This window comes from Pseudomonas sp. GNP012 (genome assembly GCF_054343835.1).
Map to the genome: position 1 here is coordinate 1,430,595 of NZ_JBTGUU010000001.1, position 24,345 is coordinate 1,454,939.

At 56.4% G+C, this 24,345-nt stretch carries 36 protein-coding genes, 1 tRNA gene and 1 pseudogene; 25 read left to right on the top strand and 13 right to left on the bottom strand.

All coding sequences use genetic code 11. The annotated features are described in order from the left end of the window. The first annotated feature begins 125 nt into the window (after positions 1–125). Complete coding sequence (locus tag ACXX83_RS06270; protein WP_458547842.1) at positions 126–431, top strand: hypothetical protein; 306 nt, start codon at positions 126–128, stop codon at positions 429–431. Between the two features lie 169 nt (positions 432–600). Next, positions 601–921, top strand: a complete 321-nt coding sequence (locus tag ACXX83_RS06275) for an I78 family peptidase inhibitor (RefSeq protein WP_015095844.1) — start codon at positions 601–603, stop codon at positions 919–921. A gap of 70 nt (positions 922–991) precedes the next feature. On the opposite strand, the gene ACXX83_RS06280 is transcribed toward ACXX83_RS06275, so the two are convergent. Next, entirely contained in the window at positions 992–1,204 is a 213-nt protein-coding gene (locus tag ACXX83_RS06280; protein ID WP_003179963.1) for a cold-shock protein, read from the bottom strand. A gap of 291 nt (positions 1,205–1,495) precedes the next feature. Then, on the bottom strand, positions 1,496–1,798 hold the full coding sequence (locus tag ACXX83_RS06285) for a hypothetical protein (protein WP_217837777.1): 303 nt from the start codon (positions 1,796–1,798) through the stop codon (positions 1,496–1,498). Between the two features lie 374 nt (positions 1,799–2,172). Here ACXX83_RS06285 and thrS point away from each other — a divergent pair, with 374 nt between their 5' ends. From thrS to ACXX83_RS06330, 9 genes are all read left to right on the top strand, one after another. Next, a complete protein-coding gene (thrS, locus tag ACXX83_RS06290) occupies positions 2,173–4,095 on the top strand; it encodes a threonine--tRNA ligase (RefSeq protein ID WP_007975710.1) in 1,923 nt (640 codons plus the stop codon). After that, positions 4,095–4,646: a translation initiation factor IF-3 gene (gene infC, locus ACXX83_RS06295; RefSeq protein WP_172435703.1), complete on the top strand. Its 552-nt coding sequence runs from the start codon at positions 4,095–4,097 to the stop codon at positions 4,644–4,646. The genes thrS and infC overlap by 1 nt, the downstream gene beginning before the upstream one ends. Before the next feature lie 60 nt (positions 4,647–4,706). After that, the gene (rpmI, locus tag ACXX83_RS06300; protein ID WP_002553160.1) at positions 4,707–4,901 is read left to right on the top strand and encodes a 50S ribosomal protein L35; all 195 of its coding nucleotides are present in this window, start codon (positions 4,707–4,709) and stop codon (positions 4,899–4,901) included. Positions 4,902–4,929: 28 nt separating this feature from the next. Next, complete coding sequence (rplT, locus tag ACXX83_RS06305; RefSeq protein WP_007905879.1) at positions 4,930–5,286, top strand: 50S ribosomal protein L20; 357 nt, start codon at positions 4,930–4,932, stop codon at positions 5,284–5,286. A 109-nt stretch (positions 5,287–5,395) separates the two neighbouring features. After that, positions 5,396–6,412 (top strand): phenylalanine--tRNA ligase subunit alpha, encoded by a 1,017-nt coding sequence (gene pheS / locus ACXX83_RS06310; protein ID WP_007975711.1) that lies wholly within the window; start codon positions 5,396–5,398, stop codon positions 6,410–6,412. 26 nt (positions 6,413–6,438) lie between these two features. Next, positions 6,439–8,817, top strand: coding sequence for a phenylalanine--tRNA ligase subunit beta (pheT, locus tag ACXX83_RS06315; RefSeq protein WP_458547843.1), 2,379 nt, complete (start codon positions 6,439–6,441; stop codon positions 8,815–8,817). Positions 8,818–8,820: 3 nt separating this feature from the next. Continuing rightward, the gene (gene ihfA, locus ACXX83_RS06320) at positions 8,821–9,123 is read left to right on the top strand and encodes an integration host factor subunit alpha (protein WP_002553164.1); all 303 of its coding nucleotides are present in this window, start codon (positions 8,821–8,823) and stop codon (positions 9,121–9,123) included. Then, entirely contained in the window at positions 9,104–9,460 is a 357-nt protein-coding gene (locus tag ACXX83_RS06325; RefSeq protein ID WP_003179985.1) for a MerR family transcriptional regulator, read from the top strand. Before ihfA ends, ACXX83_RS06325 begins: the two co-directional genes overlap by 20 nt. Before the next feature lie 89 nt (positions 9,461–9,549). Continuing rightward, positions 9,550–9,626, top strand: a tRNA-Pro gene (locus ACXX83_RS06330). 79 nt (positions 9,627–9,705) lie between these two features. Here ACXX83_RS06330 and ACXX83_RS06335 read toward each other — a convergent pair. From ACXX83_RS06335 to ACXX83_RS06350, 4 genes are all read right to left on the bottom strand, one after another. Continuing rightward, positions 9,706–10,869: a tyrosine-type recombinase/integrase gene (locus ACXX83_RS06335; RefSeq protein ID WP_458550162.1), complete on the bottom strand. Its 1,164-nt coding sequence runs from the start codon at positions 10,867–10,869 to the stop codon at positions 9,706–9,708. Then, on the bottom strand, positions 10,755–11,174 hold the full coding sequence (locus ACXX83_RS06340) for a hypothetical protein (RefSeq protein ID WP_458547845.1): 420 nt from the start codon (positions 11,172–11,174) through the stop codon (positions 10,755–10,757). Before ACXX83_RS06340 ends, ACXX83_RS06335 begins: the two co-directional genes overlap by 115 nt. Positions 11,175–11,383: 209 nt before the next feature. Next, positions 11,384–12,064 carry a hypothetical protein gene (locus ACXX83_RS06345; RefSeq protein ID WP_458547847.1) on the bottom strand — a complete coding sequence of 227 codons (681 nt, stop codon included), beginning with the start codon at positions 12,062–12,064 and terminating at the stop codon, positions 11,384–11,386. After that, a complete protein-coding gene (locus ACXX83_RS06350; RefSeq protein ID WP_458547848.1) occupies positions 12,061–12,375 on the bottom strand; it encodes a hypothetical protein in 315 nt (104 codons plus the stop codon). The genes ACXX83_RS06345 and ACXX83_RS06350 overlap by 4 nt, the downstream gene beginning before the upstream one ends. Before the next feature lie 110 nt (positions 12,376–12,485). Between ACXX83_RS06350 and ACXX83_RS06355 the strand changes: the two genes are divergently transcribed. Next, the gene (locus tag ACXX83_RS06355) at positions 12,486–12,875 is read left to right on the top strand and encodes a hypothetical protein (protein WP_458547849.1); all 390 of its coding nucleotides are present in this window, start codon (positions 12,486–12,488) and stop codon (positions 12,873–12,875) included. Positions 12,876–12,906: 31 nt separating this feature from the next. Continuing rightward, positions 12,907–13,242 (top strand): hypothetical protein, encoded by a 336-nt coding sequence (locus ACXX83_RS06360; RefSeq protein WP_458547850.1) that lies wholly within the window; start codon positions 12,907–12,909, stop codon positions 13,240–13,242. A 275-nt stretch (positions 13,243–13,517) separates the two neighbouring features. On the opposite strand, the gene ACXX83_RS06365 is transcribed toward ACXX83_RS06360, so the two are convergent. Next, positions 13,518–15,323: a DNA cytosine methyltransferase gene (locus ACXX83_RS06365; RefSeq protein ID WP_458547851.1), complete on the bottom strand. Its 1,806-nt coding sequence runs from the start codon at positions 15,321–15,323 to the stop codon at positions 13,518–13,520. An 88-nt stretch (positions 15,324–15,411) separates the two neighbouring features. On the opposite strand from ACXX83_RS06365, the gene ACXX83_RS06370 reads away from it, so the two are divergent. From ACXX83_RS06370 to ACXX83_RS06380, 3 genes are all read left to right on the top strand, one after another. Next, the gene (locus tag ACXX83_RS06370) at positions 15,412–15,636 is read left to right on the top strand and encodes a hypothetical protein (protein ID WP_458547853.1); all 225 of its coding nucleotides are present in this window, start codon (positions 15,412–15,414) and stop codon (positions 15,634–15,636) included. A gap of 215 nt (positions 15,637–15,851) precedes the next feature. Continuing rightward, complete coding sequence (locus ACXX83_RS06375) at positions 15,852–16,202, top strand: DUF6864 domain-containing function (RefSeq protein WP_458547854.1); 351 nt, start codon at positions 15,852–15,854, stop codon at positions 16,200–16,202. Beyond that, positions 16,195–16,500 carry a hypothetical protein gene (locus ACXX83_RS06380; RefSeq protein ID WP_458547855.1) on the top strand — a complete coding sequence of 102 codons (306 nt, stop codon included), beginning with the start codon at positions 16,195–16,197 and terminating at the stop codon, positions 16,498–16,500. Before ACXX83_RS06375 ends, ACXX83_RS06380 begins: the two co-directional genes overlap by 8 nt. Positions 16,501–16,540: 40 nt before the next feature. Here the strand turns inward: ACXX83_RS06380 and ACXX83_RS06385 are convergent, their stop codons facing one another. From ACXX83_RS06385 to ACXX83_RS06395, 3 genes are all read right to left on the bottom strand, one after another. Then, positions 16,541–16,942, bottom strand: a complete 402-nt coding sequence (locus tag ACXX83_RS06385) for a hypothetical protein (protein WP_458547856.1) — start codon at positions 16,940–16,942, stop codon at positions 16,541–16,543. Between the two features lie 17 nt (positions 16,943–16,959). Further along, positions 16,960–17,274: a hypothetical protein gene (locus ACXX83_RS06390; protein WP_458547857.1), complete on the bottom strand. Its 315-nt coding sequence runs from the start codon at positions 17,272–17,274 to the stop codon at positions 16,960–16,962. An 81-nt stretch (positions 17,275–17,355) separates the two neighbouring features. Next, entirely contained in the window at positions 17,356–17,817 is a 462-nt protein-coding gene (locus tag ACXX83_RS06395) for a hypothetical protein (RefSeq protein WP_458547858.1), read from the bottom strand. Positions 17,818–17,846: 29 nt separating this feature from the next. On the opposite strand from ACXX83_RS06395, the pseudogene ACXX83_RS06400 reads away from it, so the two are divergent. The 3 genes and pseudogenes from ACXX83_RS06400 to ACXX83_RS06410 form a co-directional block, all read left to right on the top strand. Beyond that, positions 17,847–18,206: pseudogene (locus ACXX83_RS06400) on the top strand (recombination protein NinG); the annotation flags it as partial. Next, positions 18,203–18,898, top strand: coding sequence for a hypothetical protein (locus ACXX83_RS06405; RefSeq protein ID WP_458547859.1), 696 nt, complete (start codon positions 18,203–18,205; stop codon positions 18,896–18,898). The pseudogene ACXX83_RS06400 and the gene ACXX83_RS06405, both read left to right, overlap by 4 nt. 596 nt (positions 18,899–19,494) lie before the next feature. Further along, positions 19,495–20,517, top strand: a complete 1,023-nt coding sequence (locus tag ACXX83_RS06410) for a GTP pyrophosphokinase (RefSeq protein ID WP_458547860.1) — start codon at positions 19,495–19,497, stop codon at positions 20,515–20,517. 306 nt (positions 20,518–20,823) lie between these two features. Here the strand turns inward: ACXX83_RS06410 and ACXX83_RS06415 are convergent, their stop codons facing one another. Both ACXX83_RS06415 and ACXX83_RS06420 read right to left on the bottom strand, forming a co-directional pair. Next, entirely contained in the window at positions 20,824–21,249 is a 426-nt protein-coding gene (locus ACXX83_RS06415) for a type II toxin-antitoxin system HicB family antitoxin (protein ID WP_458547861.1), read from the bottom strand. Between the two features lie 51 nt (positions 21,250–21,300). Beyond that, a complete protein-coding gene (locus tag ACXX83_RS06420) occupies positions 21,301–21,480 on the bottom strand; it encodes a type II toxin-antitoxin system HicA family toxin (RefSeq protein ID WP_076406731.1) in 180 nt (59 codons plus the stop codon). A 193-nt stretch (positions 21,481–21,673) separates the two neighbouring features. Between ACXX83_RS06420 and ACXX83_RS06425 the strand changes: the two genes are divergently transcribed. The 5 genes from ACXX83_RS06425 to ACXX83_RS06445 all read left to right on the top strand — a co-directional run bounded on the left by ACXX83_RS06425 (position 21,674) and on the right by ACXX83_RS06445 (position 23,435). Continuing rightward, positions 21,674–22,009 carry a phage holin, lambda family gene (locus ACXX83_RS06425; RefSeq protein ID WP_458547862.1) on the top strand — a complete coding sequence of 112 codons (336 nt, stop codon included), beginning with the start codon at positions 21,674–21,676 and terminating at the stop codon, positions 22,007–22,009. A gap of 151 nt (positions 22,010–22,160) precedes the next feature. After that, positions 22,161–22,394, top strand: a complete 234-nt coding sequence (locus tag ACXX83_RS06430) for a hypothetical protein (protein ID WP_458547863.1) — start codon at positions 22,161–22,163, stop codon at positions 22,392–22,394. Between the two features lie 413 nt (positions 22,395–22,807). Beyond that, the gene (locus ACXX83_RS06435; RefSeq protein ID WP_458547865.1) at positions 22,808–22,999 is read left to right on the top strand and encodes a hypothetical protein; all 192 of its coding nucleotides are present in this window, start codon (positions 22,808–22,810) and stop codon (positions 22,997–22,999) included. Continuing rightward, positions 22,996–23,184, top strand: coding sequence for a hypothetical protein (locus tag ACXX83_RS06440; RefSeq protein WP_458547866.1), 189 nt, complete (start codon positions 22,996–22,998; stop codon positions 23,182–23,184). The genes ACXX83_RS06435 and ACXX83_RS06440 overlap by 4 nt, the downstream gene beginning before the upstream one ends. Further along, a complete protein-coding gene (locus ACXX83_RS06445; RefSeq protein WP_458547867.1) occupies positions 23,181–23,435 on the top strand; it encodes a hypothetical protein in 255 nt (84 codons plus the stop codon). The genes ACXX83_RS06440 and ACXX83_RS06445 overlap by 4 nt, the downstream gene beginning before the upstream one ends. 31 nt (positions 23,436–23,466) lie before the next feature. Here ACXX83_RS06445 and ACXX83_RS06450 read toward each other — a convergent pair whose 3' ends face one another. Continuing rightward, positions 23,467–23,673 carry a hypothetical protein gene (locus ACXX83_RS06450; protein ID WP_458547868.1) on the bottom strand — a complete coding sequence of 69 codons (207 nt, stop codon included), beginning with the start codon at positions 23,671–23,673 and terminating at the stop codon, positions 23,467–23,469. A 71-nt stretch (positions 23,674–23,744) separates the two neighbouring features. Between ACXX83_RS06450 and ACXX83_RS06455 the strand changes: the two genes are divergently transcribed. After that, positions 23,745–24,344 (top strand): hypothetical protein, encoded by a 600-nt coding sequence (locus tag ACXX83_RS06455; RefSeq protein ID WP_458547869.1) that lies wholly within the window; start codon positions 23,745–23,747, stop codon positions 24,342–24,344. Position 24,345 lies beyond the last annotated feature (1 nt).

The following is a 24,345-nucleotide window of genomic DNA, read 5'->3' on the forward strand; positions in this document are numbered from 1 at the left end:
TCGTGAAGTCGGGGGAAGTCTGAGTGCCGAGTTAACCATTTTGCGGGGCTTTTGACACGTCGACTTAGGCATGAAAGAAGGGCTATGCGACACTTGGTTTCTGTCGAATTTTCAAGGAGCACGCTGTGCAGATCGATTTGAACTCCCCGGATGGCCTGACCCTCGAGGCGGTGCGTCAGTTGCTGGCCGGCGCCAGTGACGATGAGCACACCCAGTTGCGGGTCACCAAGGGAGGGATTGCCTATATCTCCTCGGGTGTCGTGGGCGGTACCGATATCGGCGGGTTGTTGTTCCGGCTCGAAACCTGGGCCAAGGGCTCCGGATATGTCGGACGGGTCGCGGCCAGCGATGAAGTCTGGGTCATGCAGATCTTCAATGCCTTGAAAGAGAACTGGCCCAATCCGCCTTACGACTACATCGACGTCTATTGAGCGTTGTTCATATTCAGACACGATTCAGTGATTAAGGGGAGGGCGGCGCTCAGGCAGAATCTCGGCTCGTCCGGATTGCGGGCAGGGTGCTGGCACTGCCTGCCTGTGAAACCAAACGCCAGTCTGGTTGTCGCACGATCTCAGCCTAATCATTGAATAAGGAGGCTTCATGCCTTGGAAGCTCGCGTCATTGGGTACTTTGCTGGCCGTTGCCACACTGGCCGGTTGCAGCACTGCCTCTACGGAGTCGGCAACCGCGGATGTTGCGACGACTGACACGGGTCACAGCCGCTGTGAGGCGAAGGCTGCCGAGTTCACCATCGGCAAACAGGCATCGCCGCAGCTGCTTGAGCAGGCACGTACCCGCGCAGGGGCGCAAAGCGCGCGGTTCCTGCTGCCAACCGATATGGTCACGCTGGAGTACCGTTCCGATCGCCTGAACCTGAACACCGATGCCAGCAGGGTGGTCACCCGGGTCAACTGCGGTTGATCCCCAGGCTTTTGTTTCACCCATAAAAAACCCCGTCACATGGACGGGGTTTTTTTAGTGCGCCTGGAAATTACTCTGGGCGAACTTGAGCAGCTTGCATACCCTTTTGGCCTTTCTCAGCCACGAAGGAAACAGTCTGGCCTTCTTTCAGGCTTTTGAAACCGTCGCTTTCGATAGCTTTGAAGTGTACGAACAGGTCGTCACCGCCACCTTGAGGAGTGATGAAGCCGAAGCCTTTTTCATCGTTGAACCATTTAACGGTGCCGGTTTGGCGATTAGACATGGTGTATCTCCAAGAAACATATATTTTCAGTAGTACTGTGCTGCTCAGGCCAACTGGGCACACCCGAGTATCATAGTCGAAATGTTCGGTTTGGGACCCCCCCGGGTGAGCTGTTTGCCGATCAGTCGTGGTTTCTTTATGCCTTGAAATGGCTGGAAGCCCCGTTTTATAAGGCTTCTAGCCGAAAGTGAAGGCGATAAAAAAAGCTGTAAAACCTGCATAAATTGTACGGAATGGCCTGTTTCGGGGGCTTTTTGCCAGTAAAACAGGGTTGAAAACGCCGATCTGTGCTTATTTTTTCGGTTTATTCCCAGCCTTGCAGGCTGCAATTTGGTCAAAGGCTTTCTGTTTCATGGCGTCACTGGCTTTGTTATCCATCAATGCCTGGATGTCGCTGGCCGGGAACGACTTGATTGCATCCGCACCACAAGCGCAGTGGGCTTTGGCCGCGGCTTCACCGATTTTTTGCGCGGCCGCAGGCACGCACTGAGACATGTACTTCTCGCGCTCACCTTTTGGCCATTCGGCGTGGGCGGCCAGTGGCAGCAGCAGAACGATTGGTGCGACTACAGTGAATAAACGATTCAGACGCATGCCAGGATGCTCCTTTGAGGTCGATGTCTTGTTATCTGAGCGCTAACGCGCGGTTCAAGTTCATCACTCTGGCATAAAAACAGCTGATTTGCCGCGTTGGAAAGCCTCTGCTCAGCTACCACCGTTCATCTGTGCTAGCATGCCCCGCTCGGGCGTTTGCAGGCTCCGGCGGACCTTCAGTCCCGGTGGCGGCAGATGCGCGATTAACCCTGATTTGAATCCCAGTCACTCTGGTTCGGTTTTCCGGTTGGCCGCAAGGCTCCTGCCGCTGTAAGGCAGGCGTTCGTCATTGAATGGCCTGGACCGGATCTTGTACTGGCTCATCCCAACCCACGTGACCTTTGGTAGGGGTCACCACTAGGAGAGGAGGCGCCATGCCAACTATTACTCTTCCCGACGGCAGTCAACGTTCATTCGATCACCCGGTTTCCGTAGCCGAGGTCGCCGCATCCATCGGTGCAGGCCTGGCCAAGGCCACCGTTGCGGGCAAGGTCGATGGCAAGCTGGTCGACGCCAGCGACATCATCGACAGCGACGCGTCGCTGCAAATCATCACGCCAAAGGATGAAGAGGGGCTGGAGATCATTCGCCACTCTTGCGCCCACCTGGTTGGCCATGCGGTCAAACAGTTGTACCCGACCGCCAAAATGGTCATCGGTCCGGTCATCGACGAAGGTTTCTATTACGACATCGCCTTCGAGCGTCCTTTCACTCCGGACGACCTGGCGGCCATCGAACAGCGCATGCAGCAGCTGATCGAGAAAGATTACGACGTGATCAAGAAAGTCACTCCGCGCGCCGAAGTGATCGAAGTGTTCAAGGCCCGTGGCGAAGACTACAAGTTGCGCCTGGTCGAGGACATGCCGAACGAACAGGCCATGGGCCTGTACTATCACGAAGAATACGTCGACATGTGCCGCGGTCCGCACGTGCCGAACACCCGCTTCCTGAAATCCTTCAAGCTGACCAAGCTGTCCGGCGCCTACTGGCGTGGCGATGCCAAGAACGAGCAATTGCAGCGCGTCTACGGCACCGCATGGGCGGACAAGAAGCAACTGGCGGCTTACATCCAGCGCATCGAAGAAGCCGAAAAGCGTGACCACCGCAAGATCGGCAAGCGCCTGGGCCTGTTCCACACCCAGGAAGAGTCGCCGGGCATGGTGTTCTGGCACCCGAACGGCTGGACTCTGTACCAGGTGCTCGAGCAATACATGCGCAAGGTTCAGCGCGACAACGGCTATCTCGAAATCAAGACGCCGCAAGTGGTTGACCGCAGCCTGTGGGAGAAATCCGGGCACTGGGCCAACTACGCCGACAACATGTTCACCACCCAGTCGGAAAACCGCGACTACGCGATCAAGCCAATGAACTGCCCTTGCCACGTGCAGGTGTTCAACCAGGGCCTGAAGAGCTACCGCGAGCTGCCGATGCGCCTGGCCGAGTTCGGTGCATGCCACCGTAACGAGCCATCGGGTGCCTTGCACGGCATCATGCGTGTGCGCGCATTCACCCAGGACGACGCCCACATCTTCTGCACCGAAGAGCAGATGCAGGCCGAGTCCGCCGCGTTCATCAAGCTGACCATGGACGTCTACGCCGATTTCGGCTTTAAAGATGTCGAGATGAAGCTGTCCACTCGTCCGGAAAAACGCGTCGGCTCCGACGAGCTTTGGGATCGCGCCGAAGCGGCACTGGCCGCAGCCCTTGACAGCGCGGGCCTGCCGTACGATTTGCAGCCGGGCGAAGGTGCGTTCTACGGTCCGAAGATCGAGTTCTCGCTGAAAGATTGCCTCGGTCGCGTCTGGCAATGTGGTACCCTGCAGCTCGATTTTAACCTGCCTGTGCGTCTGGGAGCCGAATACGTCTCCGAAGACAACAGCCGCAAGCACCCGGTGATGTTGCACCGGGCGATCCTGGGGTCCTTCGAGCGGTTCGTCGGAATCCTGATCGAGCACTACGAGGGTGCGTTCCCTGCGTGGCTGGCTCCGACCCAGGCAGTGGTGATGAATATCACTGATAAACAGGCTGATTTTGCCGCCGAAGTGGAAAAAACTCTCAACGAAAGCGGGTTTCGTGCCAAGTCTGACTTGAGAAATGAAAAGATCGGCTTTAAAATCCGCGAGCATACTTTGCTCAAGGTTCCTTATCTCTTGGTTATCGGAGATCGGGAAGTCGAGATGCAGACTGTCGCTGTGCGTACTCGTGAAGGTGCTGACCTGGGCTCGATGCCCGTCGCCCAGTTCGCTGAGTTCCTCGCCCAAGCGGTTTCCCGGCGTGGTCGCCAAGATTCGGAGTAATTATTATTAAGCGTGAAATGAGACAAGATAAACGAACTGCACCGAAAGCCCCGATCAACGAGAATATCTCGGCACGCGAGGTTCGGTTAATTGGGGCTGAAGGTGAACAGCTCGGGATTGTGTCAATCGAAGACGCGCTTCTTAAGGCTGAAGAGGCCAAGCTGGATCTGGTGGAGATTTCCGCCGATGCAGTACCACCTGTTTGCAAACTGATGGACTACGGCAAATCGATCTTCGAAAAGAAGAAGCAGATTGCTGCGGCCAAGAAAAACCAGAAGCAGATTCAGGTTAAAGAAATCAAGTTTCGTCCAGGGACGGAGGAAGGGGATTACCAGGTAAAACTGCGCAACCTGGTACGTTTCCTGAGTGACGGGGACAGGGCCAAGGTATCCTTGCGATTCCGCGGCCGTGAGATGGCCCACCAGGAGCTGGGGATGGAACTCCTCAAGCGAGTTGAAGGTGACTTGCTCGAGTACGGTTCGGTCGAACAGCATCCTAAGATGGAAGGACGCCAGCTGATCATGGTCATCGCCCCGAAAAAGAAGAAGTAATCAACAGGGCACGGCAGGCCTTCTGATTATGTTTATCAACTGAATGCGGAGTATCCGAACATGCCAAAAATGAAGACCAAAAGTGGTGCTGCTAAGCGGTTTCTGAAAACTGCTAACGGTATCAAGCACAAGCACGCTTTCAAGAGCCACATCCTGACCAAAATGTCGACCAAGCGTAAGCGTCAACTGCGCGGTAGCAGCTTGCTGCATCCGTCTGACGTGGCAAAAGTCGAGCGCATGCTGCGCCTTCGTTAATTTTAGTCAAGAATAGAGGAAGTAACTCATGGCTCGTGTAAAGCGTGGCGTCATTGCCCGTAAGCGTCACAAAAAAATTCTGAAACTTGCTAAAGGCTACTACGGCGCACGCTCCCGCGTATTCCGTGTTGCCAAGCAAGCGGTAATCAAGGCAGGCCAATACGCCTACCGTGACCGTCGTCAGAAAAAACGTCAGTTCCGCGCTCTGTGGATCGCTCGTATCAACGCTGGTGCTCGTATCAACGGTCTGTCCTACAGCCGTTTCATCGCCGGCCTGAAAAAAGCGTCCATCGAGATCGACCGTAAGGTTCTGGCTGATCTGGCAGTGAACGAAAAAGCGGCGTTTGCTGCGATTGTCGAGAAAGCTAAAGCCACCTTGGCTTAAGTACCCCCGACAGTCACCCGGCCTCGCATCTGTGGGGTCAGGTGTTAAACGTCATAAATAGGGGAAGAGCCTTCAAGCTCTTCCCCTATTTTGTATCTGGAGTCTGTACATGGAAAACCTGGATGCGCTCGTCTCTCAAGCACTAGAGGCTGTGCAAAGCGCTGAAGATATCAATGCCCTGGAGCAAATCCGGGTTCACTACCTTGGCAAGAAGGGTGAATTGACTCAGGTGATGAAGACCCTGGGGAATTTGCCGGCAGAAGAGCGTCCGCAGGTCGGCGCGCTGATCAACGTTGCCAAGGAGCGTGTCACAGAGGTCCTTAATGCGCGCAAGGCATTGTTTGAAGAAGCCGATCTGGCTGCCAAACTCTCCGCCGAGTCCATTGACGTGACCCTGCCTGGCCGCGGTCAGACCTCCGGTGGTCTGCATCCGGTTACCCGCACTCTGGAACGCGTCGAACAGTTCTTCACCCGTATCGGCTACGGCATCGCCGAAGGCCCTGAGGTCGAAGACGACTATCACAACTTCGAAGCGCTCAACATCCCAGGCCATCACCCGGCCCGGTCGATGCATGACACCTTCTATTTCAATGCGAACATGCTGTTGCGCACCCATACCTCACCGGTACAGGTCCGCACCATGGAGTCGAAACAGCCGCCGATCCGCATCGTCTGCCCAGGCCGCGTATACCGCAGCGACTCCGATATCACCCACTCGCCGATGTTCCACCAGGTCGAAGGCCTGCTGATCGATCGCGACATCAATTTCGCCGACCTCAAAGGCACCATCGAAGAATTCCTGCGGGTGTTCTTCGAAAAAGAGCTGGCGGTGCGTTTCCGTCCTTCTTACTTCCCGTTCACCGAGCCATCCGCTGAAGTCGACATGGAATGCGTGATGTGCAGCGGTAAAGGCTGCCGCGTCTGCAAGCAGACCGGCTGGCTGGAAGTGATGGGTTGCGGCATGGTTCACCCGAACGTGCTGCGCATGTCCGGTATCGACCCGGAAGAGTTCTCGGGCTTTGCCTTCGGCATGGGCGTTGAGCGTCTGGCCATGCTGCGTTACGGCGTGAACGACTTGCGTCTGTTCTTCGACAACGACTTGCGGTTCCTCGCGCAATTTCGCTAGTCGTAACGAATTCTTAGGAGAGCAGGATGAAATTCAGTGAACAATGGCTGCGTGGCTGGGTTAGCCCGCAGGTAAGTCGCGACGAGCTGGTTGCTCGTCTGTCGATGGCCGGTCTTGAGGTCGATAGCGTTACGCCGGCCGCCGGTGTTTTCAGTGGCGTGGTGGTTGGCGAGGTGCTGAGCACCGAGCAGCACCCGGACGCCGACAAGCTGCGCGTGTGCCAGGTCAGCAACGGCTCGGAAACCTTCCAGGTGGTTTGCGGTGCGCCCAACGTGCGCCCGGGCTTGAAGATTCCTTTCGCCATGATCGGCGCCGAGTTGCCAGGTGACTTCAAGATCAAGAAGGCCAAGCTGCGTGGCGTTGAATCCAACGGCATGCTGTGCTCGCAATCCGAGCTACAGGTCGGTGAAGGTAACGACGGTCTGATGGAACTGCCGGCCGATGCGCCGGTGGGCAAGGATTTCCGCGTTTACCTGGATCTGGAAGACGCCAGCATCGAGGTCGACCTGACCCCGAACCGCGGCGACTGCCTGTCCCTGGCCGGCCTGGCTCGTGAAGTGGGTGCTTTGTACGCCGCTCCGGTCAGCCGTCCGGTAGTGGCTCCGGTTCCTGCCGCGCATGACGAAGTGCGTTCGGTAGAAGTGTTGGCGCCAGCCGCGTGCCCGCGTTACCTGGGGCGTGTGATCCGTAACGTTGACCTGTCCAGGCCTACGCCGCTGTGGATGGTAGAGCGTCTGCGTCGCGCAGATGTGCGCAGCATCGATGCTGCCGTCGACATCACCAACTACGTGATGCTGGAACTGGGTCAGCCACTGCACGCCTTCGATCTCGCCGAAATCAACGGCGGCATCCGTGTACGCATGGCCGAAGACGGTGAGAAGCTGGTGCTGCTCGACGGTCAGGAAGTCAGCCTGCGTAGCGATACGCTGGTGATTGCCGACCACTCCCGCGCACTGGCAATCGCCGGCGTCATGGGTGGCGAGCACAGCGGTGTGTCCGCGACCACGCGTGATGTGTTCCTGGAAAGCGCCTTCTTCGACCAGATCGCCGTGGCAGGCAAGGCCCGTTCCTATGGCCTGCACACCGATGCATCCCATCGCTATGAGCGTGGCGTGGACTGGCAACTGGCCCGCGAGGCCATGGAGCGCGCGACTGGCCTGCTGCTGGAAATCACCGGCGGTGAAGCGGGTCCGATCATCGAGACCGTCAGTGAACAGCACCTGCCGAAAATTGCTCCGGTCACCCTGCGTGCCCAGCGCATTACCCAGATGCTGGGTATGGAAATGGATTCGGTTGAAGTGGAGCGTCTGCTCAATGCCTTGGGCCTGGCCATTACTGCTGACGGGGCAGGGCAGTGGCGTGTAGAAGTGCCAAGCCATCGCTTCGATATCAGCCTGGAAGTCGACCTGATCGAAGAACTGGCACGCCTGTACGGCTACAACCGTCTGCCGGTTCGTTATCCGCAAGCGCGTCTGGCGCCGCAAGCCAAGGCCGAAGCCCGTAGCGATCTGCCTGAACTGCGCCGCCTGCTGGTTGCCCGTGGATATCAGGAAGCGATTACCTACAGCTTCATCGATCCGAAACAGTTCGAACTGTTTAATCCGGGTGTTGAGCCGTTGCTGCTCGCCAATCCGATCTCCAATGACATGGCCGCCATGCGTTCGTCCTTGTGGCCGGGTCTGGTCAAGGCGCTTCAGCACAACCTGAACCGCCAGCAGGATCGCGTACGTCTGTTCGAAAGCGGCCTGCGTTTTGTCGGTCAGCTCGAAGGCCTGAAGCAAGAGCCGATGCTGGCGGGTGTGGTTTGCGGCAGTCGCTTGCCGGAAGGCTGGGCGCAGGGTCGCGATACCGTCGACTTCTTTGACGTCAAGGCTGACGTGGAAGCGGTGCTGGGCTTCGCCGGTGCCCTGGATGCGTTCACTTTCGTGCCAGGCAAGCACCCGGCATTGCACCCGGGTCAAACCGCACGCATCGAACGCGATGGTCGTCTGGTCGGCTTCATTGGCGCGATCCACCCCGAATTGTCGAAAACCCTCGGTCTCGACCGTCCGGTCTTCGTCTTCGAATTGGTTCTGGCGGAAGTCGCGTCGGGCAAAATGCCTAAATTCCACGAGTTATCGCGCTTTCCTGAAGTGCGTCGTGACCTTGCACTGATTGCGCACAAAGATGTTGCAGCCACGGCTGTACTGGACGTAATCCGTGAAAATGCAGGCGAATGGCTGACAGACCTCAGGCTATTTGACGTGTATCAGGGTAAAGGCATTGATCCTGATAGAAAAAGCCTCGCAGTCGGCTTGACCTGGCAGCATCCATCGCGCACTCTTAATGACGATGAGGTGAATACCGCAACGCAAAACATCCTCACCTCGCTCGAACAAAGGTTGAACGCCACGTTAAGGAAGTGACGTATGGGGGCTCTGACGAAAGCTGAGATGGCGGAACGTCTGTATGAAGAGCTGGGCCTGAATAAACGGGAGGCCAAGGAATTGGTCGAACTGTTTTTTGAAGAAATCAGGCACGCTCTCGAAGACAACGAACAAGTCAAATTGTCCGGTTTCGGCAATTTCGACCTTCGGGACAAACGCCAGCGGCCTGGCCGCAATCCGAAAACGGGGGAAGAAATCCCGATCACGGCTCGCCGTGTGGTCACCTTTCGTCCAGGGCAGAAGTTGAAGGCCCGAGTTGAGGCTTATGCTGGAACCAAGTCATAACGACGAGCTCCCCGTCATCCCGGGCAAACGCTACTTCACCATTGGTGAAGTCAGCGAGCTGTGTGCGGTAAAACCACACGTGCTGCGCTACTGGGAACAGGAGTTTCCTCAGCTCAACCCGGTAAAGCGCCGCGGAAACCGCCGGTATTATCAGCGCCAGGACGTGCTGATGATCCGGCAGATCCGCGCGCTTCTTTATGACCAGGGGTTCACCATCGGCGGAGCGCGCCTGCGCTTGTCCGGCGATGAAGCCAAAGACGACACCACCCAATACAAGCAAATGATCCGCCAGATGATCGCCGAGCTCGAAGATGTTCTGGTGGTACTCAAGAAATAAATTCCTGCTTTTAAATACTTCCAGTTTTCAAAAGCTTGCGATATATTCTTGAGCGTTCCTCGAGGTGAGGAACGGGTAACACGCCTAGTCGGGGCGTAGCGCAGTCCGGTAGCGCACTAGCATGGGGTGCTAGGGGTCGAGTGTTCGAATCACTCCGTCCCGACCATATTTTTCAATGACTTAGGCCAATGTTCACAGCATTGGCCTTTTTCATGTGCGTGACTTTTGCGTGACTCCTCGATTTTTCACGCCTGCTTCCTCTTCAAGATTGTCAGGACCGGTCCACGCGAATCGGTTGCTGATACCATGTTCGCAGCTTCAATCAGATGCCCAAGCTCAGCGCCCGAGTAGTGACTGGTGATGCTGCCGTTCTTGTGGCCCAGAAGTGCCTTGCGATCTTCCTCGGTGACGCCTGCTGCGCGTAGCCGACGGCCAAATGTGTGTTTGAGGTCGTGGATCCTGATGGATGCATAACCTGGGTGAGCGGGGCGAAGGTTTTCCTCCTGCCAGAGTTTCGCCGCTCTCACCCGCGCCTTCTTCCAGGCCGAGTCGTTCATCCGGTGCATCGCGGTACCGTTGTAAGGGAAGACCCATTCCTTGCTCAGGCCGCGTTGCTGTTCGATGATCGACTTGGCCACGTTGTTGAGCACGACCAGCCGCTCATCACCGTTTTTCACTCCCGACCGTTCGTGCCTGCCGCCGAAATCAGCCGGAATCAGAAATACGCTGGTGCCGAGCTCCGGTACCGAAATCTCCCAATCCCATCTCAGCTTGCAAACTTCCTGCTCCCGGGTGCCGGTGTTCACCTTGAACAGCGCCATCGTTTGCAGGTGGGCCGGCAATTCTGCAAATAGAATCGACTGCTCCTGCCATGACATCGGGTACGGCTTGCGGCTCGACTTCTTCTCTTCCAGCTTCGTGAGCATCGGCACGCTATCGAGCCACGGCCTGCGCTCATCGTCTCGCCACTTCCTGGCACACAACGATAAAACCCGAACTACACGCTCGATCGAGATATTCACCGTTCTGTTGCTGACGCCTTTCTTTACCTTGCCGTCCTCGAGCTTCTTGGTCGCCAACCTGTCTTTGATGAACGGCACCAGGGCCTGGTCATCAATGTGGGTCAGCGGCATGTCGCCTATGAACGGATCCAGCTGAGAAAGGTGGTGCGCTGAAAGTTTGATTGAAGGCTGGTCTTTGAACTCCAGCAGGAAGCGAGTCGCCGCCTCCCGCCAGATCCTCACCTTCTTTACGCCATACACCTTCTGTTGCCGGATCTGCTCCAGCCGGTAGATCAGGTAGCGTTCCGCTTCTTCCCGGTCACCAGTTCCAGTGCTTTCGTAAAGTCGTTCTCCGTTGATTTTCTTGTCGATATGCCAGATGCCTTTCCTCTCGGAGAGGCCTGTGATCGATTTTCGCGCCATGAGTTGTCTCCTTTCTGGCGCTCGCTGCGGGGCAATTGTTGCTCCGGGGCGCGTTTTTTATCAATTGCTTTGGCCTCGACGTACGCCGTTGCCCAGTCATCCAGTTCCTGCCGGTCGAAGCCGACACCGCGCTCGCCGATCGGGAATTCACTGACATAGGGGCGGACGGTTTTGTCGAACTCGGCACGGCACATACCCAGGTAGATAGGCGCGGCGCCGGCACGGATGAAGCGGGGGAGGATGCTTTCGCGCCGGGGCCGGGAGGGCGCCTGCGCTAGTTCTGCAGACATAAATGCTCCATGCCGCGCGCGGCGGCAGAGGGTGGGTGTTTGTGGAATTCTGATGAAGGGCGAGAGGTACGCTTTGAAGGTGAGCTACGGTTTATTTGTTCATCTCGCCAGTTGCGTACACGCTTTCTCCCCTGAGGTGACTGGCGGGGTGAACCCTTACCGACGCGGCCCTTTGTAGATGAGCCAGAGCATGTAGAGCGGTGCGAAGATCATGGCGTCACCCGCTTGAACTCGACGACCCAGACCCATGGGTTGGCGTTCCATGAGTCGCTGCCGTTGATGGAAGACCAGCGCAATTCGAACGACATGCTCGGCTCAGCGCTGTAGGTTTCGATGCCTTCGACGTGATACCACTCACCAAACTCTGCATGGTCAGGGTAGGGGCGTACACCTTCAGCAAGTGCCTGTTCTTCGCTGATGTCCTTCAACCGCTCGACGCGTACATCGGTGATCTCCAGCAAGATGCGGCTTACCCAGCGGGGCGTATGGATACTGGGCTTCCATGTCGGCTGCTCCTGCTCGTAGGGGGTAAGTCCGTCAGCTGCATACACCAAGTCGCCGTCCTCCCGAGCCTGGTCCAGGTCCACCATATCAGCAGGCTGGAGGTATGGGTCTTTCTGAACTTCGGAGTGATTGCAGTACCAGGTTTCGCGCACCCACAGCCTGTCGCCGGGCTTTCCGTAAGGGCAGCAATGCTTGGAAAAATTGCGCGAGGTCTCGCGGTCATCGGAACCTCTTCCGAACAGGTGGCCTTTCCACGAGAAGCCAGATCCATCGGTAATCGCTGGCTGTGGATTCACCGCCCTCCGCGTGACTGTCTTCCGGCCTTCCAGGATGGCGCGCACCATCGGGGCCGAGAACAGGATCGGCCGTTCTTTCACCTGGGTCATGACTTCACCTCGCGGCGCGCCCACTGCACATAGGGGCCGTCATCCGTGTCGAAAATTCCGAGCAGGAACCAGTCGTACGCCGGTGGCGTTTCTGGCTCCCAGCCGAGGCAATGTGGCTCATCATCGTCCCAGTAGGGGTGGGCTTCCATGTCGGAATCCATGTGCCAGCCGATCACCTTCAAGCCATGGGCCTCGAGCCACGCTTTCCAAGCTTCTGCGTCTTCATCAAATTCCGGGATGCCCGGGTGGTACCAGTACCCGCTCTCGTCACGCACGACTTCTACGGGGCCAATCAACTTTTCTTCAGGCATGACTTCGTCCTTGCCGCTATAGCGGCTGACTTTGAAGGGGGGAGTTACGGCTGTGCTTTACTGGTGCCTTACATGCTTGCACATCGCAAGCAGCGAAAGGACACTCGGTTTTGGTCAGATATATTCCAGTTGTACTGGTACTGCCGATTGGTGCGGCGTTTGCGTATGAGCCCGAGCGCGCAGTAAACAATTTTGCGCATGAACTAGCGGAGTGCGCTGGATTTTATGTGATCTCAGAAAAAAATTTTCAGGCTCAGGAACCGAAGTTGGCTGAGCGGAGTAAAACGGCTGGGGAGAGAGCCTTGTATTACTCCAAAGAACTCACCAGCGAGAAGCTGACTCGCGCCAGAACAGAAATGGCAATCAAGTCGATGATGACAGATATCGATAATGACGCTGCGAACTATTCAATTCTCCTAAATAAATACTCTGATCAATGCGGCGAAGCTGTTTCAGACCCGGTCAAACGAATGGAGTACTGGAACAAGAAGCAGGACTGATCATCCTGCAATCTCCAATTGATATCAGATCATGGGCATTCACAACCGTTGGCGGGGTGGTGTGCCCTGGGCAGCCGTTGCCAGCGAAATCGAAGCCTTCGCACGGTGGGCCGAAAGGCAGAACCTCTTTACCCTGGGCCAAAGCCTCAAGCAGATGATCCTTCGCCTCGTGGGCTGTGCACTCACGGCCACCGTCAAAGCGAAACATCCCTTTGAGCTGGCGCTTGCTGAAGTCGCGCAGTGCACCGCGCACGCTCAAGTGAATGTGGAAAGTGCGACCGTTTGGGCCGAACGGATCTGCCGGTTGGTTTTCTGTGTGCATGGGGCGTCCTATGCCGGGTCTTGCCCGGGCGGTGGAGGGTGGTGAGGGATCAGCTACAGTTCAACGATCAGCCAATGGAGAGCTTTATGGATTGCTTGGTTTGCGGAATCGATGCGATAGAACTGGAATCCGGTCTGGATGGAACTGAACTTATATGTCCGGAATGCGGGCACTTCGGAGTGTCGGGAAGTCTTATAGCTGTACAGCGGGGCAGGAACTTTGATGTCGAACAAACGCGGTGGTGGTTAGAGCGAAGGCGTGTAGCGTTCCCCGACCAGCTTCCGGTGATCTCAGATGCTTTTGTTTTCTGGGGGCTTTGATCAGGCCGCTAACCGCTGGTAAAGCTCAATGATGTCCGCGGCGTTGGCGCTGACCAGATCTTCAGCCTCATCCGGGCAAACGCTATTGCCGATCAGTCGTACCTGGTCCGTCTTGTTGATGTCGCGCCATTCTTCCGCACCGGTTACCGGGTCGACGAACAACCCGCGATCAATGATGTAGTCCTTGTCGAAGCCTTGGGCGGCCTTCAGCTCAGGCGGCTGGAGCATGCGCAGGGTGATGTCGACCAGCACGTAACCGCCGACCATGACCAGGTCCGCCGGGTCTTTGAAGTGTTCCGGAAGATGCTCATGCATGAAGGCGGCGCAGCGGCGGGCACCTTCCAATTGCTCTGGCGTCAATGTGTCCGGCACCTGCACCACCTCGACCAGTGCAACCCGATCCTTCGTCGGCAAGGTGTGCATCGGCTCGGTGAGCGAGATTCCGTCCTTCTCGTTGCCGTAGTACTTCACCAGGTAAGCGTTGACCAGGCGCTGGTTGGCGCCCGATTGGCAAATGGTCGAGATCGGGTCATATGCCGATCGGCCGTCGCCTTTGTAGAAACCGCCGTTCGCCTGTTCGAAGAATGCCGCCGAGACGGCATGGTGTCCTGTGCTGGTGGCCACCACGCCGAGCGGGCCGGCAACGTCGGCGCCGACCGAACCTTTTCGCAATGTAACCATGTTCGCCGCCGCCATCGCGAAGTGGCCACCCTTCACCTGTGCCACCTGAGTGCGCAGCGGCTCCAGCGCACTGAAGTTGCGCTGCGATGAGCCGTTAGCGCACTCGGTGAGGAACGGCGCTGCCACCGGCTGCACAAGTGCGTGGTGCGTGCCGCCAGCGCTGATGGTCGATAGCGCCTCGTCGGTGCCGTGGGTGCTGGTATGTGCTTCGGACGTGCCGCGCATCGGGACAATGAACGGCTTCGCGCTGGTCAGCACATGTCGCCAGCAACCCTTGGCCACTCTCCGCATGGTGTTCACCGCCATCGGCTTGTCACGGAAGATCGTGCGGCCCAGGTTGCTCCAGTCGATGCACTCGGCTGCGGTACGCCACGGCAGTTGCTTTGCGGTCGGGGCCTTATGGCGCTTCGGCGCTGGCCAAACGATCGGCTTGCCGTCGCGGCGCGCCACCAGGTAGAGACGCTTGCGGATAGTTGGGGTGCCGGTGTTTGCGGCGATGCGCTCGCGCCACTCGACGTTGTAGCCGAGGCCACGCACCAGTGCTTCCATCGGGACGAACTCCCCAATGGCCTGCATGATCTCCGGCATATCCGGGGGGGCGGCCGGCAGACCGGTGCTGATTGCGGCGATGAATGCCTTGAAGGTGCGGCCGCGCTCGGCCTTGATCGGCTTCCCTTCGTCGTTGATCGGGCCCCAGTCGCAGAACTCTTCGACGTTTTCCAGAAACAGCAGGCGCGACCGTGTGATGAACAGCCAACGGATCACAACCCAGGCCAGGCCGCGAACTCCACGATCACGCGGCGCGCCGCCTTTGGCCTTGCTGTGGTGGCGGCAATCAGGTGATGCCCAGATGATCGCGACGGGCTGCCCGCCGGTGGCTTCCCGCGGATCGACCTCGTACACGTCGGCAACATAGTGTGCCGTCTTCGGGTGATTGGCGCGGTGGACGGCCAGAGCGATCGGGTTATGGTTTACCGCTACGTCTGGCTCTCGGTATGCCCGAGCGATCCCAGTGCTGGCGCCGCCACCGCCAGCGAACAGATCCACCACAAACTCTTTCTCGAAAGGCAGTCCCATGCTCGGCTGGCAGGAATTGATCTGGGGGAATTTCTGTTGTGCAGACATAGAGGATCCTCGCCGGCTGGCGTGATTCGTTGAAGTGGGGTATTTGTGTTCGGCCCGGCATGGAGCCGGATAAACAAGGAGAGCGGCGGTGCGTTATAACTTGAGCGACACCATGATCAAGATCGGTATGACTCTTGCCGAGGTCACCGAAATAGTTGGTGAGAATGAACTGGGCGGATGGGGGAAACCCGGCCTCATGGGAAAACCAGAAAGACACAAAAGCTTCTACTTCATGGATCAGACGAAGTGGTGCGTTGTCTGGTTTGATGATTCGGAGCGAGTTGTTTCCAAAACCACGATGGATATCCGCTGAGAAAACCAGGTTGCGAGCCGCCTGATCGTGGGGTGCCAAGCACCATGGGTGATGCAGGATAAGGCGCGCTCGCCGCTGGCGTGATTCGTTGAAGTGGGGTATTTGTGTTCGGGCCGGCATAGGGCGTGGGGCTATACTCAGCACGTCATGACAACCAAAAAACCGAAAACTCGGGACTCAATATTAATTCTGATTTAGATTCAAAGGCGCAGAAAATGTTTGAAGTGAATGCTTCGATTAATGGGTGGGAAGTAGTTGGGTCTGGGTTTCTTCATGTGTCTGGAACTTTTGCAAGAATTGTTTTCGATGACATGCCGGTTATCATTAGGTTTGAATCAGACGGAGGTGGCACTCGATGGGAGTTTGAGCCTTCAGATAAAGATATAACGCTAACTCTTTATAATTTTGATAGCCAAGCGCCTCAAGGAAAGATCGAGCCAGTCGTTATGGCTGCTAGTGCAGGGCGTGATATAAAAATGACTTTTGTTGTTCAGACCTTGAATAAGGAGTTGAATTTAAGAATTTTTTCCTACACTTTTTTATTGGAGCCAGAGAATCATGGTTGAGCCAATAAAGGGGCGCGGGTCGGAAGGTCTATTAACCAGAAAGACGATATCTCCCAAAACCAGTACTGCGGGACGCATTGCGGAAAACATTGGAACTGGTGAGCATGCAAAAAACTCAATAGTTTGGATGACAATTACATGGAGTTTTGTAATTGCTTCTGTTTTGAGTGCCTTGTATTTCATCGTTGCTTTGTTTTATGCGGAAGTGGATTTTCTTAATAAACTGAAAGATGTCTGGGCTATTTTTATCCCAGTTATTACCCTGGCTCTTGGATACGCATTTGGTAAGAGCAAGTAATTAAGTCATCGCAGCGTTCAGCGCAAGAGGTGAGGGCGGGTCAGGCGCGCCGGACTTTAAAATGGAGCATCGCCTTGATGCTGTGGCAGTAGTCCTGAAGTCGCTCGTAGGCCTTGTCTTTGGCCTGACTGCGAGTGGCTGCCCACACCCTGACCAGATCTTCGCGGGCTTCCCGGTTCCAGTCGAGATCATCCCAGTCATGCTTGAACGGTAGGACGAGCCACTCTTTGAGCGGTAGCGTCTCGGCCATTTCGCCGTACTGCATTTCATGCGTCGGGTGGTAGTTGGCGATCCGCTTCTTCGGGTCTTCATCCAGTACCACGCCGATGTAGTGGCCGCGATCGGCCAAGATGACGCCGTGCTTCCCGTAGGCGATGACACGGCGGCCGATTTCGGCGGGCACCTGGTAGTGCTGCCGGACGTATGCGCAGTTGTGGCTCATGGATTTCTCCGTTCAAGCTATTCGTCGTGAGTGATGCGAAGGGATTCGCGGTCGTGGGCGAGTTTCAGCTTCCGCGACACGTTTTCCGGTATCACGTATTCGTGTCGCGGCGGCGGTTCAAGCAGGGGAAGGGCGCCACCCGGGCCAAGGCCGTGCAGGTGATGAATCATCAGGGTGATGGCCTCGCCCTGTTCCTCGATGCCGCTCCAGGCCATCAGCTCAGCAAGGGCTTGGCGCGTACCGGGCAGGCAGTGCAGCCTGATTTCCTCTTCGCCGCGGCTCTTCTTCTTCGCCGCGGCTTTCGCTGACCTTTCCGCGTTGGTCTTGGCCATGGCCTGCCTCTTCAATTCCGTGGGCCGGTAGATCCAGCCATGTCTGTCGTCGGCGCTGGCGCACCTGGTTGTTGATTCGTCTCATGTGGCTCTCTGCTGATTCCAGACACCCACGGCGTCGAAGACGCGGGCGGCCTGCTCTTCAGTCAGCGATATCTCGGCGGGAATTGCGATCCAGCCCGACGCAACTCGATGATTCGGATTGCTCTCGGCGACCAGGTCTTTGTAGGTTTCCTCGATTACGTCTTCGAGGTGCGCGGCGAGATAGTTGCCTTGGGGAGCAACCTCTACTGACTTGGTGTAGCGGTGCCCGCGCTGATCGCGGCACTGAACGCTGAGGTAGATCGTCCAGCGGTGGGCGAAGTCGCAGACCGCATCGGCGATGCGCTGGCCGGGCGGGATGTTCTTGCAGCTCTTCCAGTTGATCATGCCCTGGCGGCCGCTTGGATCGATGTTCACCACCGCGACGTGGTTGGTGCTGAGCAGCGCCCGGCACGATCGCTCGACCCGGGCGCGCATGTTGTTGGGCTTGCGCTTGCTCATAATGAGTTCGCCATTTTGCGCAGCGCCTGAACGAGTACGGCCGCCTGCGTGACGCGCACCTTCCGTGCATCAGCTGCGACTCGATGCCCAACGACCACGACCTGATCACTGGCAGCCGCTGGGACGCCGGCCACTACCGATCCGTTGGCGCCTGTCCGGAGCTGCGTTTCGAACAGCTGAACATCCACCGCCAGTGCGTGAAGTGCAACCGCAACCTGTCCGGCAACGCGGTCGAGTACCGGATCCGTCTAGTGCTGCGCATCGGCGCCGAAACCGTGGCATGGCTGGAGGGGCCTCATAAGCCCCTGAAACTCACAGTCGAAGAAATCAAAACCATCAAGGCCGAATGCCGAGCCAAGACCCGCGAACTGAAGAGGGCTGTAGCATGATCTATCCAGGCGTTCTGAACGCAGTTGTCTCCGCCCTCGCGGCTGAGGCCATCGACAACACCAGCAAACAGGCATGGCAGAAGCTGTACAACTCTGCCGACGAGGAGGAGGGCGGCGATCTGGCGACACTGGTTCGCTCCCGTGGTGCTGACACCATTGACCGCACGCAGGTGGACTGCTGGGTATCTGCCCGGCTGCACAGTGCACTTGAGCAAAAACACTGGGGCGCGCTGGTGACGAAGTACAGCACCCACAAGGGGCGCAAGGTGCGGGCTATTTCAGCGTTGCAGACTCTCATCAACACCCCGGCGACTAAGCTGTTCCTGTTCAAGGCGACCACTGCCTGGGCTATCCCGCAACTGAAGGGCGCGCGGCCGAAGGTGAAGACCTCCGTGTCCGTCGATATCCCAATCGATGCGCCAGAGTGGCGTCGTGAGGCCGTGGTGAAGGCTGCGCTGGCTGCTGGTCAGGCGAAGGTTAAGCGCGACACTTCCCGATCCGCCGACATGATTGTGCTCAAGGACAGCTTCTACGACATGAACACCTGGGACAACGACGGCACGCCAGAATCGACTCGCCGGCGGTGGCGTCAAGATATCGGCCGCGCTGCTGATGACCTGGTCAACGAGGCTCTGGCGCACGCCGCGGACATTCTGGAGCTGGAAGGTCTCCTGATTGAGCGGGCCGCGTGATTGCGTGTTGACATCAGTGAACGGATGAGCGAAATTAACCCCATCCTGTCATTCCTGCGCGTATCGAGGAGTGGCAAATCTTCTCCCAGGAGCAGCGGCACCACTTGTTGTGGCTGGAGTCGTAGCGGGCACCGTAGGTTTGTTAGCGTTGGTAGCTGTAAACCTGCTGTATCTCAAGGTGCAAGAGCCGACCGTAGCGGCCTCGACTACGAAGGAGGATAACGAGATGGTGAAAAAAACCGATTTGGCGTTTCTGAACACGATTCACGCTACCGGTGCCGGTCTCGTCTCCAGCCTCATCATTGCCGGTCTGATTCGAGCCTAACGGCTCACCAAGCCCCGCCTAGTGCGGGGTTATTTTTGAACCCGCCCCGTGCGGGTTTTTTATTGCCTGAAATTTACCTGTAGCCAGGACGGCCCTCGGAAAGGCCTGGGCGTCGAGAGCAGGAAAATACGATGTTCGGAAACAATACCTGTGGCCCGTGGGCCCTAGGCTCTCGCCCAAGATGAGTTGATTCAGCACATCGAGGGATGTTCTGATTCAAAGCGTAAGCTGATACAGTTGAGGCAAAGGACAGGCAAAAAAGGACTCGCTTGTGGAATCGCTTAGTGCTCTAAACGTAAACTACCAAGAGTTTTTGCCTAGGGCGGAGAGGTTGAGATCTTCCGTTGTATCTGAGCTTGATGAGCTTTTCGCTCGGGCCGATGTAGCCCTAGGCTTTCCTGTTGAAAGTCGGGTTAAAACTTGGAGTTCGATATCTGAGAAAATTGATCGTAAAGATATCGAGTTAACATCAGTCATTGATCTGTCTGATTTTATTGGTATTCGAGTTGTTCTGTTGTTTCGGAAGGATTTGGAGCGCGTAAAATCTATTATATCCAAAGACTTCGATTTGATTTCCTCTGAGGATACGGGAGACAGGCTCGGATATTCTGAATTTGGTTATCAGTCTCTCCATTACTCAGTAAAGGTTCCCGAAAGTTGGCTTTCTGTCCCCACTTGGGCAGGGCTAGGGGGATTCACGATTGAGATACAGGTTAGAACTCTGGCGCAGCATATTTGGGCGGCGGCATCACATAAGCTGCAATATAAACAAGAGGCGGGTGTTCCACCGCCGATTCGCAGATCGATTAACAGAGTTTCAGCGTTACTTGAAACTGTTGATTTGGAGCTTCAGCGTGTTCTAGATGAAAGAGAAAGTTATGCAGTTGACATGTTGGCTCAACCTCGTAGCGGCGTAACTCGCGATGAGCCTCTGAATGTTGATAATTTGGCTGCAATTCTGGATGAAGTATTTCCGTCGAAAAATAAAGCGAATTTCGAGGATTACTCAGATCTTTTGTATGATTTAGACAAGCTGGGTGTTGTTGGCTCTGTGCGGGCTCGTGAAGTATTTAAAAAGCACTACGAAAGCACTATGGAAAAAGAGCGATCTTACGTAAGCAGGCCACCGAAAGGACACGAAGAAACCCATAAGCCTGGCGTGTATTTCCGGCACGTTGGATTAGCGCGACAAGCTCTAAGAACTGAGTTTGGAAATGAATCTATGTCTGAGCTATTTGCTGAAAAGCGAAAAAACGAAAGGGTCAAACAGAAAGATAAAGACTCATTGGCTTAGTTGATCGCCTGAGCGAAATTAATCACATCGTGTAATCTTTGCGTGTGTAGGACTGACAAACGAAACCCGGCCACCGCGCCGGGTTTTTTATTGCCTCGAATTTACCTGTAGCCAGGACCGCCCTCGGGAAGGCCTGGACGTCGATAGCCGGATAGTGCGACGTACGGAATCAACACCGGCAGCCCGCGCACCCTGACCTCACATGCTTGCAGGGTGGCGCGAGACTGGATCAGCGAGATCGATGCAATGGGGCGTCGACGCTGGGAAGGTCTTTGGCGGACAGCGCGTTGAGACGCGCGCACCTATTCAGGCTGTCTCGACAGACACCTTTAGGCGTTTGCCGAGTGCAGCCAAAGCGTTTTCGAGCTGTTCCATTTTCGATGTGTGCAGGAAGTCGACCAGGCGATCCCCTTGGGTCTGAGCCAGTCCGAGAAGGCGGCACAAATCGGCCTTGCGCATATCGCGCGCCATCATCTCGTTCCACAGGACGATTTTCGCTACCGTCACCGCTGGTAGGTGAATGACTTCTTCGCCGGCCACTGGTGGAGATGCTGCCGGAATAGCTTGGCGCTGATCGACGAAGATGGACAGGGTTGTTTCGATGGCATCCACGGCTTCGCTGATGGCGTGTTCTCGGTCATCGCCATAGCTATTCAGTAAAGGAAGATCTCGGCAGTACACCGCCAGGCCTGGACATGTGTCTTCCTCAAAGCGGATTGCATAGTCGTACATGGTCTCTCCTTGGAGGTGATCGCCCAGCATTCAGATGTGGTGAAGGGGCTCTCAGAGCCCCAGTTGTTTAATGATCGCCTTGCGGGTCGGTTCTGGCATTTCCTTGCTACCGTGATCCGCGAAGGTTGTCTTGTTGCCGTTTGGGGCGGTGACTTTGAAGTGGCTTCCTTTGCCGGCTTCGAAGGTCACCCCGTGGGCCTTCAACCATCGTCTGAACTCGCTGAACTTCATCACCTCGCCTCGTTGTTTGGATGAGTCCATTCTACAACACTTTTGTGTTGGTACAACATTTTTGTTTTATTTGATCTAGCGCCTCGACATTGGTCGGGGCTTTCGTTTTCGGCTCCACCACGCCCATTGCTCCGAGCTGGGAGTGCTGCTGGGGCCGGACCTACTTCGCTCCCCGAAAGGGAGGGACATCCGGATGCCAAACATGCCAGACAAACCAGAAACCTGGCTCATCGTGCTTGCATGGCTGAGTCAGCATTCGCCGACTCTTTATGCTGCTGGTCTTTCTGCCCTTATGGCCGGCATCAGGATCATCTACGGCGGGGGGACTCGTCGTCAGGCATTGCTCGAAGCGGCGATTTGCACACTGATCACCATTGGGCTGATCCCGGTCCTTGAATACTTCGGGCTACCTCAAAACCTTGCGACAGCCGCCGGTGTGTTCATTGGCTTCCTGGGAGTCAAGAAGCTGGCCGACATTGCAGATCGGATTGCCGAGATTAGATTCCCCACCCGTGGGGCTGGTCAGTAGTCCGCTGCCGGCCTGCGTCAGGGCTTGGTCGTATCACTCCTGCACGGGCACGCTCAGGTGCAGACCAACATCATGGTGCAGTGAGCTGTCCAATGCTCTGGATTGATCTGTCAGTACCAGCTACTTTGAGATTTCATGCAGGAGTTCGGACATGGCAGATAAATATGTTGGAAAAATAGTTGGAGTTGGCACGGATAACTTGAACTACGTGATTAACATATATCAAGACGAGACCATTGAGCGCTCTTCAAGCGGCATGGTCCGACATGAAGGCCTGAAGCATTTCGAAATGCAATCTGGTGGTGACGTGAAAAAGATTTCTGAGACTGAGTACGAGATTGTGGCTACGGGAGTTAGGGTCACTGTGCATGATGGTGAAAGCTAAGAGGGCCGGCCTCTCATGCCTGACGGTGCAAGAGTTCGGCTTCAGCATTGCCTGGTCATTCGCAACGGCTGGCTTCATCGGCGTGCTCGGCGTAGAGCAGGCTCGTCAGCTTGGAAAACGCTGGGCTGAGCGAAAGGCAGACGAGAGCTAAGCCGCGACACGTTTCGCGAATCGGCAAATTGTGTCGCGATATTGGAGATGATCATGAGACTGAACAAGCGGGGTCGTTTCGCAGATCCGTATCGCGGCAACGGCTTCTTCATCTCGTGGTGGATCGAGAGAAGTTTGTTCCTCTTTGCGATCAGGCCGACGAATTGGCACCTTTACTACGTTCGTCCCTCCCTTCAGCCTTGGGTGCAACGGTTGTACGTGGGCCCATTCGAGTTTGAGCTCACAACTCACCGGAGTAAGGCATGACTAATGTCACCCGCCTGCATCATGCATTGCCACTGAGTCCTGCCATTAACTCAGCCATCACTGAACTGGATAGCGCCATCGCCAAAGCGATTGACGCTGCCAAGGCTGCGGGCCTGCCTCAGGGCTTGGTCGTATCACTTCTGCATGGGCATGCACACGGACAAACGCACATCATGGTGAGCCAATGACTGCAGACATCCACGACATCGCTGACCATCGTCCGCACCTGACGGTTGCGGCTGGTGACGGTGTCCACGTGATTCCCTGCGACCTGGTGCGTTCAGTGATCGCCGGTGACAGACCATCAGCCATCCTAACCGAGGCGGTGCTGCGCCGGATCATCGAAGAGTGGTTCCAGAAGGTGACTGTATGACCGCAAAGCTCGTTGAGTTCAAGCGTGAGGGTTGGCGCGATGCCGCCAAGACGCTACGCAGGATTGCGGATGATCTCGATGCCGGTGTGCATCCGGAATGCACCGTGGGCGCACTGACCCTCATGGGGCCCAAAGGCGAGGTGACTGTGTTCGGGTTGGGGCCAAAGTGCGACGACCTGCAATGCCTCGGCGCCATGCGCCTGGGTGAGCAGAAGCTGATTGATGTGCTGCTTGAAGGTGGGGAAGGGTAGGTGTGCCGCAGGTGAGTGCGGCACGGCTGGATCACTTGGCTTTCAGCGCAGCCTGAATTTGATCGGCATACTTGGCCAAGTTGTTCATTTCACTTTCTAGTAGGCCGCCGTTACCAGTTCCAGCAACGTAAGCCGAAATCACCTCAAGCGCTGCCGCGACAGCGTACCGACGATAGTGCTCTTCATTGGTGTTGTTATTGCCAGCTGCAACGATGTTTTTGCCTAATTCACTCATCATTTTGTGCTCGAAAGATTGGATCCATATCAATACCGGCAACCAGCCACCATTTCAAGTATCAGAGTAACTCCATGACAACCAAGCAGCCCGACTGGGAGGCAATCGAACGAGCCTATCGGGCTGGTGCGCTTTCCATCCGAACCATCGCTGAGCGTAACGGCGTCAGCGACACCGCGATTCGCAAGAAGGCCAAGGCGCTGGGTTGGGCTAGAGATCTTTCCGAGCAAGTCCGCAAAGAGGTTCGCAACAAGCTGGTTCGCGGCGAGGTTCGCGACGATCAATGTGCGAACCCTGAGCGGGACGCCGAGATCATCGAAGAGGCAGCGGAAGAGGGCGCGACAGTTGTTCGCAGTCATCGCCGGGACATTCGCAAAGCCACGAACCTTGCGAACCTGCTGATGGATGATCTGCTCACCACGATCAAGCGACGCGAGGAAATCGAAGACGCCATTGCTGACGAAACTGCCGACGATGAGAGCGGCTTCCGTCGTGGCTCGATGCTCGCAGCTGTCGCCCTGCCCAGCAACGCCAAAACCCTTTTCCAATTGTCCTCGGCCATGAAGAACCTGCAGGTGCTCGAACGCACCGCATTCGGCCTTGATGACAAGGAGCAGTCGAAAGACTCCGACGAGCTTTCGCAATTGATGGACGAGCTATCGAAGGATGCCTGAC